General features: G+C 71.3%; 15 protein-coding genes. 9 read left to right on the forward strand and 6 right to left on the reverse strand.

Features of this window, described 5'->3' with window-relative positions:
• Positions 1 to 47: 47 nt before the first annotated feature.
• Both JOE38_RS04220 and JOE38_RS04225 read left to right on the forward strand, forming a co-directional pair.
• On the forward strand, positions 48 to 1808 hold the full coding sequence (locus JOE38_RS04220) for a glycerol-3-phosphate dehydrogenase/oxidase (RefSeq protein WP_204574990.1): 1761 nt from the start codon (positions 48 to 50) through the stop codon (positions 1806 to 1808).
• A gap of 116 nt (positions 1809 to 1924) precedes the next feature.
• Entirely contained in the window at positions 1925 to 2416 is a 492-nt protein-coding gene (locus tag JOE38_RS04225; RefSeq protein WP_119401694.1) for a glutathione peroxidase, read from the forward strand.
• Positions 2417 to 2453: 37 nt separating this feature from the next.
• Here JOE38_RS04225 and JOE38_RS04230 read toward each other — a convergent pair whose 3' ends face one another.
• Positions 2454 to 2969 (reverse strand): mycothiol transferase, encoded by a 516-nt coding sequence (locus tag JOE38_RS04230; RefSeq protein ID WP_204574992.1) that lies wholly within the window; start codon positions 2967 to 2969, stop codon positions 2454 to 2456.
• Between the two features lie 90 nt (positions 2970 to 3059).
• Here JOE38_RS04230 and JOE38_RS04235 point away from each other — a divergent pair, with 90 nt between their 5' ends.
• Complete coding sequence (locus JOE38_RS04235) at positions 3060 to 3476, forward strand: YchJ family protein (protein ID WP_204574993.1); 417 nt, start codon at positions 3060 to 3062, stop codon at positions 3474 to 3476.
• A gap of 25 nt (positions 3477 to 3501) precedes the next feature.
• Here JOE38_RS04235 and dhaM read toward each other — a convergent pair whose 3' ends face one another.
• The 3 genes from dhaM to dhaK are packed head-to-tail and all read right to left on the reverse strand — an operon-like array spanning position 3502 to position 5891.
• On the reverse strand, positions 3502 to 4236 hold the full coding sequence (gene dhaM / locus JOE38_RS04240; protein ID WP_204574995.1) for a dihydroxyacetone kinase phosphoryl donor subunit DhaM: 735 nt from the start codon (positions 4234 to 4236) through the stop codon (positions 3502 to 3504).
• A complete protein-coding gene (dhaL, locus tag JOE38_RS04245) occupies positions 4233 to 4886 on the reverse strand; it encodes a dihydroxyacetone kinase subunit DhaL (protein ID WP_204574997.1) in 654 nt (217 codons plus the stop codon). Before dhaL ends, dhaM begins: the two co-directional genes overlap by 4 nt.
• Positions 4887 to 4889: 3 nt before the next feature.
• Complete coding sequence (gene dhaK, locus JOE38_RS04250; RefSeq protein WP_204574998.1) at positions 4890 to 5891, reverse strand: dihydroxyacetone kinase subunit DhaK; 1002 nt, start codon at positions 5889 to 5891, stop codon at positions 4890 to 4892.
• A 227-nt stretch (positions 5892 to 6118) separates the two neighbouring features.
• Here dhaK and JOE38_RS04255 point away from each other — a divergent pair, with 227 nt between their 5' ends.
• Positions 6119 to 6925 (forward strand): MIP/aquaporin family protein, encoded by an 807-nt coding sequence (locus JOE38_RS04255; RefSeq protein ID WP_204575000.1) that lies wholly within the window; start codon positions 6119 to 6121, stop codon positions 6923 to 6925.
• A 27-nt stretch (positions 6926 to 6952) separates the two neighbouring features.
• A complete protein-coding gene (gene glpK, locus JOE38_RS04260) occupies positions 6953 to 8470 on the forward strand; it encodes a glycerol kinase GlpK (protein WP_086513256.1) in 1518 nt (505 codons plus the stop codon).
• Between the two features lie 78 nt (positions 8471 to 8548).
• On the opposite strand, the gene JOE38_RS04265 is transcribed toward glpK, so the two are convergent.
• Positions 8549 to 9295, reverse strand: a complete 747-nt coding sequence (locus JOE38_RS04265) for an SOS response-associated peptidase (protein ID WP_204575001.1) — start codon at positions 9293 to 9295, stop codon at positions 8549 to 8551.
• Positions 9296 to 9342: 47 nt separating this feature from the next.
• Positions 9343 to 10398 (reverse strand): anthranilate phosphoribosyltransferase, encoded by a 1056-nt coding sequence (trpD, locus tag JOE38_RS04270; RefSeq protein WP_204575002.1) that lies wholly within the window; start codon positions 10396 to 10398, stop codon positions 9343 to 9345.
• A 79-nt stretch (positions 10399 to 10477) separates the two neighbouring features.
• Between trpD and ctaE the strand changes: the two genes are divergently transcribed.
• The 4 genes from ctaE to qcrB are packed head-to-tail and all read left to right on the forward strand — an operon-like array spanning position 10478 to position 14713.
• Positions 10478 to 11116, forward strand: a complete 639-nt coding sequence (gene ctaE / locus JOE38_RS04275) for an aa3-type cytochrome oxidase subunit III (RefSeq protein ID WP_079533409.1) — start codon at positions 10478 to 10480, stop codon at positions 11114 to 11116.
• Positions 11117 to 11142: 26 nt separating this feature from the next.
• Positions 11143 to 11943 (forward strand): cytochrome bc1 complex diheme cytochrome c subunit, encoded by an 801-nt coding sequence (gene qcrC, locus JOE38_RS04280; protein WP_204575004.1) that lies wholly within the window; start codon positions 11143 to 11145, stop codon positions 11941 to 11943.
• A 45-nt stretch (positions 11944 to 11988) separates the two neighbouring features.
• Complete coding sequence (gene qcrA, locus JOE38_RS04285; RefSeq protein WP_204575005.1) at positions 11989 to 13098, forward strand: cytochrome bc1 complex Rieske iron-sulfur subunit; 1110 nt, start codon at positions 11989 to 11991, stop codon at positions 13096 to 13098.
• Positions 13082 to 14713 (forward strand): cytochrome bc1 complex cytochrome b subunit, encoded by a 1632-nt coding sequence (gene qcrB / locus JOE38_RS04290; RefSeq protein WP_204575006.1) that lies wholly within the window; start codon positions 13082 to 13084, stop codon positions 14711 to 14713. The genes qcrA and qcrB overlap by 17 nt, the downstream gene beginning before the upstream one ends.
• Positions 14714 to 14716 lie beyond the last annotated feature (3 nt).

Genomic DNA, 14716 nt, shown 5'->3' on the forward strand with positions numbered 1-14716 from the left:
GAGTCACAGCACGCGCACCACGCACGTCTCAACAGAGAGAAGCCCTCGTGACCCAGTCGAAGAAGACCGACCTGCGGGACAACGTCGCCCGCATCCACGACCGCCCGAGCGCCAAGGTGCTCGTCATCGGCGGTGGCATCAACGGCATCGCGACGTTCCGCGACCTCGCGCTGCAGGGCGTCGACGTCGTCCTCGTCGAGCGCGCCGACTACGGCTCGGGTGCCTCGGCCGCGAGCTCGCACATGATCCACGGCGGCATCCGCTATCTCGAGAACGGCGAGTTCCGCCTCGTCCGCGAGTCCGTCGAGGAGCGCAACGGCCTGATCCGCATCGCGCCCCACTACGTGAAGCCGCTGCAGACGACCATGCCGATCTTCTCCACGTTCTCGGGCATCCTCAACGCGCCCCTGCGCATGCTGACCCACAAGCAGCGCTCCACCAAGGAGCGCGGCGCCCTCCTCATCAGCGTCGGCATGACGCTCTACGACTCCTTCTCCCGCGACGGCGGCTCGGTCCCCCGTCACCGCTTCCGCATCGGCAAGGCGGCCCGCGAGGACATGCCCGCCCTCAACAAGGACGTCAAGTTCACCGGCACCTACTACGACGCCTCCGTGCACGAGCCGGAGCGCCTGGCGCTCGACGTGCTGAAGGACGGCCTGGCCGCGGGCGACCACGCGCGCAGCGCCAACTACCTCGAGGCCGTGGGCGTCGCGGACGGCGGCGTGAAGCTGCGCGACGTGATCTCCGGCACCGAGTTCGTCGTGACCGCGGACGTCGTGGTCAACGCGTCCGGCCCCTGGACCGACCTCACCAACGAGGCCATGGGCGGCGACACGAAGTTCATGGGCGGCACCAAGGGCTCGCACATCGTCGTCGACAACGCGGAGCTGCTCGAGGCCACCAAGGGCCGCGAGATCTTCTTCGAGAACAACGACGGCCGCATCGTCCTCATCTACCCGCTCAAGGGCCGCGTCCTCATCGGCACCACGGACATCGACGCCGATCCGAGCGAGCCGGCCGTCTGCACCGAGGAGGAGGTCGACTACTTCTTCGACCTCGTCAAGCACGTCTTCCCGCAGATCGAGCTGAACCGCGACCACATCGTGTACCGCTACTCGGGCATCCGCCCGCTGCCGCGCCACGAGGACACGGCGCCCGGCTTCGTGTCGCGCGACTACCGCATCGTCGAGACCGAGATCGACGGCCTGCCCGACGCGAAGGTCCTCAGCCTCGTCGGCGGCAAGTGGACGACGTTCCGCGCGCTGTCCGCGCACCTCTCCACCGAGGCCACCACGCGCCTCGGCGTGGAGCGCTCGGTCGACACGACGGGCATGCCCATCGGCGGCGGCAAGGACTTCCCGTCCTCCAGCACCGCCCGCGCACGGTGGATCGCCACGCAGGCCGCCCGCGCGGAGGGCATCGGCACCGAGCAGGTCGACCGGCTGCTGAACCGCTACGGCACCCGCGCCACGAGCGTCATCGACGTCCTCTCCGGACAGCCCTCGACGCCGCTCGCGACCGACCCGCAGCTCACGCGCGCCGAGATCGCGTACTTCGCCACGCACGAGGACGCGGTGCACCTCGCCGACGTCGTCCTCCGTCGCACGAACCTCGCGTTCGTCGGCGGCGTGACCCACGAGATGCTCGCCGAGATCGCGGACGTGCTGCAGGACGCGCTCGGCTGGACCGGCGAGGAGCGCGACGCGGAGATCCAGGACACCGTCGACACGCTGCTGACGTACCACGGGGTCGACGTGGGCGCCACGAAGGTCGCCGCCGACGCGACCGTCACGGAGTTCGCGAACTAGCACCGCGCACGGCGGATCCGATCCGCATCCGGGAGGCCGGTCGCCGAAGGGCGGCCGGCCTCCCCGCGTCCCGGGAGCCGGGAGCCGCTGTCAGCGGACGGGTCTACGGTCGGGCCATGACGCATCCCCGGCTCGACCCGATCCCGCTGACCACCCTCCAGGGCGAGGACACCACCTTCGGCGCGTACGCCGACAAGGTCGTGCTCGTCGTCAACGTCGCCTCGCGCTGCGGCCTGGCGCCGCAGTATGAGAAGCTCGAGCAGCTGCAGCGCACGTACGGGGAGCGGGGCTTCACGGTCATCGGCTTCCCGAGCAACCAGTTCCTGCAGGAGCTCGGATCCGCGGAGGCCATCGACGAGTACTGCTCCACCACGTGGGGCGTCACCTTCCCGATGATGGAGAAGGTCAAGGTCAACGGCCGCTCCGCGCATCCCGTCTACGCGGAGCTCACGAAGACGCCCGACGCGGAGGGCAAGGCCGGCCGCGTGAAGTGGAACTTCGAGAAGTTCGTCGTCACGCCGTCGGGCGCCGTGCACCGCTTCCGGCCCACGGTCGAGCCGGACGCGCCGGAGATCGTGTCCCTCATCGAGGCCGAGCTGCCCGCCTGAGCGCGTCTCCCCCGGCCCCGCGCTCGCGCCGGCGCGGTCAGCGGCGACGGGCGATGAGGCCCGCGAGGTACGACGCCTGCCCGGCGTGCTGCAGGTCGTCGGCGAGCACGCTGACGAGGCGGGCGCCGAGCGTCACGGGCGGGGTCCAGTCCTCGTCGATCACGCGGTCGAGCTCCGTGTCGTCGAGCCCGGCGAGGTACGACAGCGTGGCCGACTGCACGGCGTCGAGGTAGCCGAGCAGCAGCTCGGAGGTGATGCCCTCGAGCGACGCGACGTCGTCGGGCGACTGCCCGTACCCGGTCGCCGAGTCGTCGAACGGGAGGGCGAAGCGCCCCGCCCAACCACCGGACGTCCACGTCTGGTCGCGGCCGGCGACGTCGGCGACCTGGGCGTCCTGCACGCGGGCGAGGTGCCAGACGAGCCAGCCGACGGAGTTGGCCTCGGCATCGGGGCGGAAGGCGAGGTCGTCGGCGCCGAGGCCGTCGACGGCGTCGCGGACGATCTCGGCGATGCGCCCGTAGGCGTCCACGAGCAGGTCGGTGGCGGGGGTCATGGTGCTCTCCTCGGGTCGGGGATGGGGTGGGCCAGCGAGGCGGTCGCTCCTCCCATCCTGCTCCGGCCGCCGTCGTGGGAGGCTCGGGGGATGACGCGCCTTTGCCCCGACGCTCCGTGGTCGACACCCGACGACGACGCCTGGTGCCCGTGCACGAGCGGCGACCCGTACGGCACGTGCTGCGGCCCGCTGCACCGGGGGGACGCCGAGGCCCCGACCGCCGAGCGGCTGATGCGCTCCCGCTTCGCCGCCTACTCCCGCGGCGACGCGGCATACCTCGCGCGCAGCTGGCACGCGTCGACGCGCCCCGGGGAGATCGACCTCGACCCGTCCGTCCGCTGGTTCCGGCTCACGATCCACCGCACCGCTCTCGGAGGTCCCGACGACGCGACCGGCGTCGTCGAATTCGAGGCGGCGTTCCGGCAGGGCGGCGAGCGCGGCGGCCAGCGGGAGGCTAGCCGCTTCGTCCGGCAGGCGGGATCCTGGGTCTACCTCGACGCCCTCTGACCGCCTCGCGGCCGGGAGCCGCTCGTCAGGCCTCGCCGAACCCCGACTCGATCAGCTCGACCAGCGCGGTGACCGCCTCCTCGGCGTCATCGCCCGTGGCCTCGATCACGACGTGCGCGCCGCGGGTCAGGCCCAGGGCCATGACGCCGAGGAGCGACGCCGCGTTCTGCCCGTTCACGGTGACGGCCGAGGAGTAGGCGGATGCGCGCGTGACGAAGTCGGCCGCGGGCCGCGCGTGCAGACCGTCGCGGTTGACCAGGGTGGCCTCGCCGCGGACGGTGCCCGTGCCCGATGCGGGAGCGGGTCCCGTGCCGTCGGCGCGCGGATCCGGCGCGAGTCCCGCATCGGCGTCGTCCGCGGAGTCGGCGACCGCGGCCGAGGCGGCGGCCGCGGCCACGTCCTCGCGCGATCCACCCGTCTCGGCGGCCACCGCGGCGGCGACCGCGCCCTCCACCAGCGGCGCGCGCACCACGACGATGCGCGCGGCGGCGTCCTCGTCGAGCATGTCGACCGCGGTCTCGGCCGTGAGGTACGCGGATCCGAGGTCGGCGAGCACGACGACGCCGTCGCCGCCCTCCGCCTCGGCGAGCGCCGCGGAGACGACGTCGAAGCTCGTGCCGATGCCCGCGTCGGCGCGCGTGCCGTCGCCGGACCCGCCCGCGGGGACGAGGGCGACGGTCGGCGCCATCTGGCGCGCGAGGTCGACGAGCCCGTGCGCGATGAGGGCACTGTGGGAGACGAGGACGAGGCCGACGCTCACGATGACGCCCCGTCGGCGGCGCGGGCGGTGGTGGCCGCCGCGCGCAGGATGAGCGCGGACGACTGCGCGCCCGGATCGCGGTGGCCGATGGCGCGGTCGCCCAGGTAGGACGCGCGTCCCTTGCGGGCCACGAGCGGCTCCGTCGCCTCCGCCCCGCGCGCGGCGGCGTCGGCGGCGGCCTCGAGGGCGTCGGCGGGTGCGGATCCCGCGCCGGCGGCCGCCCGGGCGGCCTCGGCGGCGGGCCCCCACGCGTCCACCATCGTCTTGTCGCCGCGCTCGGCCTTGCCGCGGAGGACGATGCCGCCCACCGCCGCCTCGAGGAGGTCGGCGATCGCGGACGCGTCGAGGTCCGCGCGGCCCGCGACGGCCGCGGAGGCCTTGAGGTACGCCGTCCCGAGCAGCGGGCCGGATGCGCCGCCGACGGTGGAGATCAGCGTGGTGGCGACGGTCTTCAGCGCGTCGGCGGGCGCGGCGTCGGACGCCAGGCCCGCCAGCTTCTCCGTGACGGCGCCGAAGCCGCGGTCGAGGTTCTCGCCGTGGTCGCCGTCGCCGATCTCGCGGTCGAGCGTGATGAGCTCACCGCGCTGGTCGGCGACGACGCGCGCCGCCTCCGTGATCCAGGCGACGACCCAGTCGGTCCCGAGTGCCATGAGCTACCTCCCCCACCGCAGCGCGGCGGTCTGCACGGGCGAGTCCCACAGGTCGACGAGCTCGTCGTCGAGCAGGAGCACCGTGAGGGACAGTCCCTCCATGTCGAGGGCCGTGACGTAGTCTCCCACGAGGCTGCGGGCGACGGTCAGGCCGGCCTCCTCGAGCACGGCGGCCGCGCGGCGGTAGGCGATGTAGAGCTCGGACAGCGGCGTCGCGCCCATCCCGTTCACGAGCAGCAGGACGCGGCTGCCGGCCGGCGCGCCCAGGTCCTCGAGCACGGGGTCGAGGAGGCGCTCCACGATGGCGTCCACGGGCTCGAGCGGCAGCTTGACGCGGCCGGGCTCCCCGTGGATCCCGATGCCGATCTCCATCTCGTCGTCCTCGAGCGCGAAGCTCGGCTCGCCGGCGTGGGGGACGGTGCACGCGCGGATGGCGACGCCCATGCTCCGCACCTGCCCGACCACCCGCTCGGCGATCGCGGCCACGGCGTCGAGGTCGTCCCCGCGCTCCGCCGCCGCACCCGCTATGCGCTCCACGAGCACCGTGCCGGCCACCCCGCGGCGGCCTGCCGTGTAGAGGGAGTCGGTGACGGCGACGTCGTCGTCGACCACCACCGTCCGCACCCGGACGCCCTCCGCCTCCGCGAGCTCCGCCGCGGTCTCGAAGTTGAGGACGTCGCCCGTGTAGTTCTTCACGATGTGCAGCACGCCCGCCCCGCCATCCACGGCCAGGGTGGCGGCGACGACCGGATCCGGGGTGGGGCTCGTGAACACCGGTCCGGGCACGGCCGCGTCGAGCATCCCGTGCCCCACGAACCCGGCGTGCAGCGGCTCGTGCCCGCTGCCGCCGCCGCTGACGAGGGCCACGCGCCCGGGGCGGGTGGCCTCCGCACGACGGACGAAGAGCGGATCGACGCTCAGGGCGACCAGGTCGGGATGGGCGGCGGCGAAGCCCGCGACGGCCTCGTCGGCCACCGCCCTCGGATCGTTGATCAGCTTCTTCACTGCCGGCTCCTCGCGGGTCCCGGGCGGCCGGACGGCCGCCGCGCATCCGAGCCGGATCGAGGACGGGACTCGGTCGGCGGCGACTCGGGTGTGTCGCCAACATACGCCCGGCAGGAGGAGCTCCGACAGCCCCGCCGACCCTCCCTCAGGGGCAGGGATCCGCGTCGCCGAGCGGCTAGCCGCGACAGGGAGGGTCGCGCCACCGGCACTAGATTGGAGCCACCGCGATGATGCGGAAGAGGTCGCCCCCGCGCCTCGACGAACGATCGGAGCACCACGCAGTGGATCTTGGAGTCATATTCCTGTCGGAGACGGTGGGCACCGCCCTCCTCGTCCTCCTCGGATGCGGAGTCGTGGCGAACGTCGCGCTCATCAAGTCGAAGGGGCTCGCCGGCGGCACCCTGATGGTCAACTTCGGCTGGGGCCTCGCGGTCTTCGCCGGCGTCACCGTCTCCTACGCGTCCGGCGCGCACCTGAACCCGGCCGTCACGCTCGGCCTCCTCGCCGCCGGCAAGATCGACGACGTCGCCAGCGTCCCCGTGTACATCCTCGCCCAGATGGTCGGCGCGATCATCGGCGCCGTCTTCTGCTGGCTCGCCTACAAGCAGCACTTCGACGAGGAGCCCGACGCGGCCACCAAGCTCGGCGTGTTCTCGACCGGCCCCTCCATCCGCAACTACGCGTGGAACCTCGTCACCGAGATCATCGGCACCTTCGTGCTCGTGATCGTGATCCTCGGCTTCAGCCTCGCGAACAACCCCGACGCGGACGCGGCCACCCCCGCCGGCCTCTCGGCCCTCGGCGCGGTCCCCGTCGCCCTCCTCGTGGTCGGCATCGGCGCCTCCCTCGGCGGACCGACCGGCTACGCCATCAACCCGGCCCGTGACCTCGGACCCCGCATCGCGCACGCGATCCTCCCCATCAAGGGCAAGGGCTCGAGCGACTGGTCCTACGCCTGGGTGCCCGTCGTCGGCCCCGCCATCGGCGGCGTCCTCGCCGGCCTCGCGTCCTACGCGCTGCTCCCCATCCTCTAGAACCCCGAACCTCATAGGAGAGACCACATGAGCGAGAAGTACATCGTCGCCATCGACCAGGGCACCACCAGCACGCGTGCCATCGTCTTCGACCACAGCGGATCCATCGTGTCCACCGGCCAGCTCGAGCACGAGCAGATCTTCCCCCGGGCCGGCTGGGTCGAGCACGACCCGATGGAGATCTGGCGCAACACGCGCGAGGTCATCGGCCAGGCGCTGTCCAAGGCCGACATCACGCGCCACGACGTCGAGGCCGTGGGCATCACCAACCAGCGCGAGACCGCCGTCGTGTGGGACCGCACCACGGGCAAGCCGGTCTACAACGCCATCGTCTGGCAGGACACCCGCACGCAGAAGATCGTCGACCGCCTCGCGGCCGACGGCGGCGTCGAGCGCTTCAAGCCCACCGTCGGGCTCCCGCTCGCCACCTACTTCTCGGGCACGAAGATCGTCTGGATCCTCGAGAACGTCGACGGCGCCCGCGAGAAGGCCGAGGCCGGCGACCTCATGTTCGGCACGACCGACACGTGGGTCCTCTGGAACCTCACCGGCGGCACCGACGGCGGCGTCCACGTCACCGACGTGACCAACGCGTCCCGCACCCTCTTCATGGACCTCGAGACCCTCCAGTGGGACGACGAGATCCTGAAGGCGTTCGACGTGCCGCGCTCGATGCTCCCCGAGATCAAGAGCTCCTCCGAGGTCTACGGCGTCGTCGAGTCGTCCAGCCTCCTGCGTGAGGTGCCCATCGCGGGCATCCTCGGCGACCAGCAGGCCGCCACGTTCGGGCAGGCCGCGTTCGACCAGGGCGAGTCGAAGAACACGTACGGCACCGGCAACTTCCTGATCTTCAACACCGGCACCGACATCATCCACTCGCAGAACGGCCTCCTCACGACGCTCGGCTACAAGCTGGGCGACGCGGAGCCGCACTACGCGCTCGAGGGATCCATCGCGGTCACGGGCTCGCTCGTGCAGTGGATGCGCGACAACCTCGGCCTCGTGTCGAGCGCCGCGGAGATCGAGACCCTGGCGGCCACGGTCGAGGACAACGGCGGCGTGTACTTCGTCCCCGCGTTCTCCGGCCTGTTCGCGCCGTACTGGCGCTCGGACGCCCGCGGCGCGCTCGTGGGACTCACGCGCTTCGTCAACAAGGGCCACATCGCCCGCGCGGCGCTGGAGGCCACGGCCTTCCAGACGCGCGAGGTGCTGGATGCCGTCAACGCCGACTCGGGCGTCGACCTCACCGAGCTCAAGGTCGACGGCGGGATGATCGCCAACAACCTGCTCATGCAGTTCCAGGCCGACATCCTCGGCGTGCCCGTCGTCCGCCCCGTCGTCGCGGAGACCACCGCGCTCGGCGCCGCGTACGCCGCGGGCCTCGCCGTCGGGTTCTGGAAGGACCTCGACGACCTGCGCCAGAACTGGCAGGAGGACAGCCGCTGGACGCCGGACATGGACGACGCCGAGCGCGAGCGCCAGCTGCGTCTCTGGAAGAAGGCCGTCACGAAGACCTTCGACTGGGTCGACGACGACGTGCAGTAGACCGCACCGGTACGATCCGCGCGCCCCGTCAGCATCGCTGGCGGGGCGCGCGGCGTCTCCCGGCGACCACCCGGCAGGTCAGATGAGCGTCGGCTGACCGTCGTCCGCGGGTGCATCGTCGACGGGCGCCACGAGGTCCGGCCCGTCGTTCCGCACGCTGTTGACGCGCGTCGACACGAGGCGCGGCACGAGGCGGGGTTCGGGCAGGGAGCCCAGCAGGTGCCGCACGTCGTCGACGGCGGTCGTGCCCGCGTCGAGCCAGTCGTCGAGGCGGTCGCGCGGCACGATCACGGGCGTGCGGTCGTGGATGTGCCCGAGCGCGTCGCTCGCGGCGGACGTGATGATCGCGAGGCTCCGCAGCCACGCGCCGGGCTCCCCGTCCGGGACGGCCGGGTCCCGCCAGTGCTCGTACACGGCGGCGAACGCCAGCGGGCGCTCGTCCTCGCCGTGCAGGTACACGGGCTGCTTGCCCGACGCGGTGGCCTGCCACTCGTAGTACCCGTCCGCCGGGACGACGGCCCGTCGCGTCAGAACCGCCCTGCGGAACGTCGGCTTCTCCGTGACCGTCTCGACGCGCGCGTTGATGAGCGGCGCCCCCTGCACGGCCTTCGCCCACGGCGGGACGATCCCCCACCGGGCGCCGGTCACGACGCGGCGGACGTCGCCGCCCGCGTCGTCGCGCGGATGCCGGTCGGCGACCATGCGGACCGTGGTGGTCGGGGCGACGTTCCAGGACGGTGCCGGGTCGTCGCCCTCGACGTCGTCGACCGCCCAGTCCCCGACGAGGTCGCCCGTCGCCCGCGCCACCACGAATCTCCCGCACATGCGTCCATCATCCGCCGCACGGCGGACATCGTCCGCGGCGATGCCGATCAGGCGCGCGTCGCGGCCGCCCACTCCTCGAGCTTCGCGGCGGCGCGGCCGGAGTCCACCGCGTCGGCGGCGACCGCGACCTTCTCGCGCAGCCGGCGCGCCATCGGCTGCTGCACGCGCGTCGGATCCCCCATCAGGTCGAAGGCCTCGAGGCCGGCCGCCGCGTTCAGCAGCACCACGTCGCGCTGCGGACCGGGCTCTCCGGCGAGGACGCGGCGGATCACCCCCGCGTTCTCCTCCACCCCCTCGCCGAGGAGCGCCTCGATGGGAGCTCGGGGGATCCCGAGCTCGAGCGGGTCGAGGTCGTGCTCGGTGACCGCGCCCCGGCTGACCTCCCAGATGTGGCTGTGCCCGGTGGTCGTCAGCTTGTCGATCCCGTCGTCGCCGCGGTAGACGAGCGCGGTGGCGCCGCGGGTCCGGAAGACGCCCACCATGAGCGGGACGCGCGAGAGGTCGGCGACGCCCACCGCGGACGCCTCGGGGCGCGCCGGGTTGCAGAGCGGCCCGAGCACGTTGAACAGCGTCGAGATGCCGAGCTCGCGCCGGGTGGCCGCGGCATGGCGGAAGCCCGGGTGGAAGAGGGCGGCGTGCGCGTACGTGATGCCGGTCTCGCGCAGCACCTCCGCGACGCGCTCGGGCGTGATGGTGAGGTCGACCCCGAGGGCCGTCAGCACGTCGGACGCGCCCGAGGCGGAACTCGCCCCGCGGTTCCCGTGCTTGATCACGGGGACGCCCGCGGCGGCGGCGATGACCGAGGCCACGGACGAGATGTTGAGGACGGCGCCGTAAGGGTCGCCTCCCGTGCCCACGATGTCGAGCGCACGCGGATCGGCGTCGAGTGGCAGGGCCTCCTCGAGGACGGCGTCGCGGAAGCCGACGATCTCGTCGACGGTCTCGCCCGAGGCCCGCAGCGCGACCAGGAGGCCGCCCAGCTGCGCGGGAGTGGCCTCCCCGCGCATCACCTGGCGCATGGCCCACGTGGACTCGGACACCGACAGGTGGCGCCCCTCGATGAGCGTGGTGATGAGCGCGGGCCAGGTCGGGGCGGAGGGCATGGCGATCAGCCTAACGAGCGGCTGGATCGGATCTCACGGGCGGCCGGGTGGGCGTCCGGTGTCGCCGGGCTAGGTCATAATGGAACCTGTGACGACCACCTCAATCTCCCCTGTATCGACCGCGCCGGTGGTGAACCGGCCGAACACGGTCGCCGTCGGCACCATCGTGTGGCTCGGCAGCGAGGTGATGTTCTTCGCGGGTCTCTTCGCGATCTACTTCACCCTGCGCTCGACGTCCGGCGCCCTGTGGGAGTTCGAGGCGGGACGCCTCAACGTGCCCTTCTCCCTCGTGAACACGCTCATCCTCGTGTCGAGCTCGTTCACCTGCCAGTTCGGCGTGTTCGCGGCCGAGCGCCTGCAGGCGCGGGCCACCGGCTGGAAGCCCAGCCAGTGGGGCACCGTCGAGTGGTTCTTCCTCACCTACGCCCTTGGCGCGATCTTCGTCGTGGGTCAGATCTTCGAGTACGCCACCCTCGTCACGGAGGGCATCACGCTCAGCAGCAATGCCTACGGCTCGGCGTTCTACATGACCACGGGCTTCCACGGCCTGCACGTCACCGGCGGACTCATCGCCTTCCTCCTCGTCATCGGGCGCATCTTCGCCGTCCGGTCGATGGGGCACAGGGAGGCGACGAGCGCCATCGTCGTGTCCTACTACTGGCACTTCGTCGACGTCGTCTGGATCGGGCTCTTCCTGGTCATCTACGTCCTCAAATAGCACCGAGCGGGAGCATCAACCACAGCATGAGCACCAAGACAGCACGCGCCCGTCGAACCGGTCGCCGCAGCCCCCTGACCACCATCGCCCTGCTCGCCATCGGCCTGCTCACCACGGGCGGCGCCTACGCGATGATCCAGTCGGGCACCGCGTCGGCCGAGGTCGACCTCAAGTCGGCGCAGACCATCGACGAGGGCCAGAAGCTCTTCGGCTCCAACTGCGCCACGTGCCACGGCATGGACGCGACCGGCACCGGCGTGGCCCCGAGCCTCATCGGCGTCGGCGCGGCCTCCGTCGACTTCCAGGTCGGCACGGGCCGCATGCCGCTGCAGGGCACCACGGTCCAGGCGCCCGAGAAGCCCACGCAGTTCACCGACACGCAGGTGAAGCAGCTCGCGGCCTACGTCGCCTCCCTCGCGCCCGGCCCGGCCATCCCGGACGGCCAGTACCTCGACGGGAAGGGCGACGCCGCCAACGGCGCCGAGCTCTTCCGCATCAACTGCGCCATGTGCCACAACGTCGCCGCGGCGGGAGGCGCCCTCACGGAGGGCAAGTTCGCGCCCAGCCTCGAGGGCGTCGCCCCGGTCCACATCTACGAGGCCATGGTCACGGGCCCGCAGAACATGCCGGTCTTCAACGACACCAACATCTCCCCCGAGGACAAGCGCGACATCATCACGTCGCTGCAGTACATCGAGGAGAACAGCACGGTCGGCGGCGCGAACCTCGGCGGGCTCGGCCCGGTCTCCGAGGGGCTCTTCATGTGGATCTTCGGCCTCGGCGGCATCGTCGCCCTGACCGTGTGGCTCACGGCCCGGTCCAACTGACGCCCGCATCGATGACCCGCACCAGAACACAGGAGAGGCACGCACATGGCACACGACGATAAGGACGAGTCGGGCGTCGTCCCCGCGGGCTACGACGCCGGCGAGCTCGAGCCGGCAGGCCGTGACGTCGTGCTCGCCGGCGGCACCGCCGTCGCCACGCGCGACGCGTTCCAGAACCCCGGCTTCCCGGAGCACCGCCTCCGCGTCACCGACAAGGACCCGAAGAAGGCGAAGACGGCCGAGCGCGTCGTCTACACCTGGTTCTACCTGTCCATCGTGGGCAGCGTCTTCGCGATCGGCGCCTACTTCGGCTTCCCGATCTACGCGGACGACCCGGGGAGCGTGCGCCTGAACAACCTGTTCCTCGGCGTCGGCATCGCGCTGGCCCTCCTCAGCCTGGGCATCGGCGCCATCCACTGGTCCAAGGCGCTCATGAGCGACCACGAGCTGATCGACGAGCGCCACCCGCAGGGCGGCTCACCCGCCACGCAGGCCCGCGCCGTCGAGATCTTCGCGCAGGCGAACGAGGAGTCCGGCTTCGGCCGCCGCTCGCTCATCCGCAACAGCCTCATCGGCGCCCTCGTGGCCTTCCCGCTCCCGGCCGTGATCCTGTTCCGCGACCTGTACCCGGGCAGCGCCGAGGAGCCCGCCTCCGCCCTCAGCCACACGCTGTGGAAGAAGGGCGAGGTCCTGACCCGCGATCCCTCCGGCACCCCCATCAAGGCATCGGACGTCACGATCGGCTCCGCGTTCCACGTCATCCCGGCCTCCCTCATGGAGCTCGAGGAGGGCAAGCTCGAGGAGAAGGCCAAGGCCGCGGTGCTGCTCATGCGCCTCCGCCCCGAGGACCTCGTCGAGTCGCCGGAACGCAAGGGCTGGTCCTACGACGGCATCGTCGCCTACTCCAAGGTCTGCACGCACGTGGGTTGCCCGGTGGCGCTCTACGAGCAGCAGACCCACCACCTGCTCTGCCCCTGCCACCAGTCCCAGTTCGACGTGACCAACCACTGCGAGGTCATCTTCGGACCGGCCAAGCGGCCCCTGCCGCAGCTGCCCATCGCCGTCAACGACGAGGGCTACCTCATTGCACAGAGTGATTTCACCGAGCCCGTAGGGGCGAGTTTCTGGGAGCGTCGTGGTGACTACAACAGCTGATCCGACCACGACGGGTGCTGCCGCGCCCGCCGCCAAGAGCGGAGGCGGCCTCACCGCCGCCGCCGCCACCTACCTCGACGAGCGCACCAGCGTCAGCGTCGCCGTCAAGGAGTTCGGGCGGAAGATCTTCCCCGACCACTGGTCCTTCATGCTCGGCGAAGTGGCGCTCTACAGCTTCGTCGTCATCCTGCTCACGGGCACATGGCTGACCTTCTTCTTCAACCCGTCGATGGCGGAGACGCACTACGCCGGCTCGTACGCGCCTCTCAAGGGCGTCGAGATGTCGGTCGCGATGTCGTCGTCGCTCGACATCTCGTTCGACATCCGCGGCGGACTGCTCATGCGGCAGATCCACCACTGGGCGGCGCTGCTGTTCGTGGCGTCCATCGGCCTGCACATGCTGCGCATCTACTTCACGGGTGCGTTCCGCAAGCCACGCGAGCTCAACTGGTTCATCGGCTTCGTGCTCTTCATCCTCGCGATGGCCGAGGGCTTCACGGGCTACTCGCTCCCCGACGACCTGCTCTCCGGCAACGGCCTGCGGATCATCGACGGCATGGTCAAGGGCATCCCGGTCATCGGCACGTGGATCTCGTTCCTGCTCTTCGGCGGCGAGTTCCCGGGCACGCACATCATCCCGAGGCTCTACACGCTGCACATCCTGCTGCTGCCGGCGATCCTCGTGGCGTTCCTGGCGCTCCACCTCCTGTTCGTGGTCGTGCACAAGCACACCCAGTTCGCCGGCCCCGGCCGCACGAACGAGAACGTGGTCGGCGTCCCGGTGCTCCCCACCTTCGCGGCGAAGGCGGGCGGGTTCTTCTTCGTCGTCTTCGGCGTGATCGTCGTGATGGCGTCGTTCTTCACGATCAACCCGATCTGGAACTACGGCCCCTACGACCCCTCGCCCGTGTCGGCCGGCACCCAGCCCGACTGGTACATCGGCTTCGCGGACGGCGCGCTGCGTCTCGTGCCGCCGGGACTCGAGTTCGTGCTGTTCGACCACACGTTCTCGTTCAACATCATCCTGCCGATCACGGTCCTGGGCTTGTTCATCGTGCTCGTCGCGCTCTACCCCTTCATCGAGGCGTGGATCACGGGCGACAAGCGCGAGCACCACATCCTCGACCGCCCGCGCAACGCCCCGACGCGCACCGCGATCGGCGCCGCCGGCGTCACGTTCTACGCGGTCCTCTGGTCCGCCGCGAGCTCCGACCTCATCGCCACGCACTTCAAGGTGTCGATGGAGGGCGTCATCCACACGCTGCAGGCGCTGCTGATCCTCGGACCGGTCATCGCCTACCAGGTGGCGAAGCGCATCTGCCTGGCGCTCATGAAGAAGGACCGCGAGATCGCCCTCCACGGCGTCGAGTCGGGCCGCATCGTGAAGCTGCCCGGCGGCGAGTTCATCGAGGTGCACGAGCAGCTCGACGAGTACGAGCGCTGGTGCCTGGTCAGCTTCGACGACTACAAGCCGCTCATGATCCGCCCGGACAGCCGTGGACGCATCACGGTCAACCAGCGGGCCCGCGCGGCGCTGTCGAAGTGGTTCTTCGAGGACCGGATCTCCCCGGTCACCACGAAGGACGTCGAGCGCAGCCACGGCGACCACCACTAGGCA

The organism is Clavibacter michiganensis, assembly GCF_016907085.1.
GTDB classification, from domain to species: Bacteria; Actinomycetota; Actinomycetes; order Actinomycetales; family Microbacteriaceae; genus Clavibacter; species Clavibacter michiganensis_O.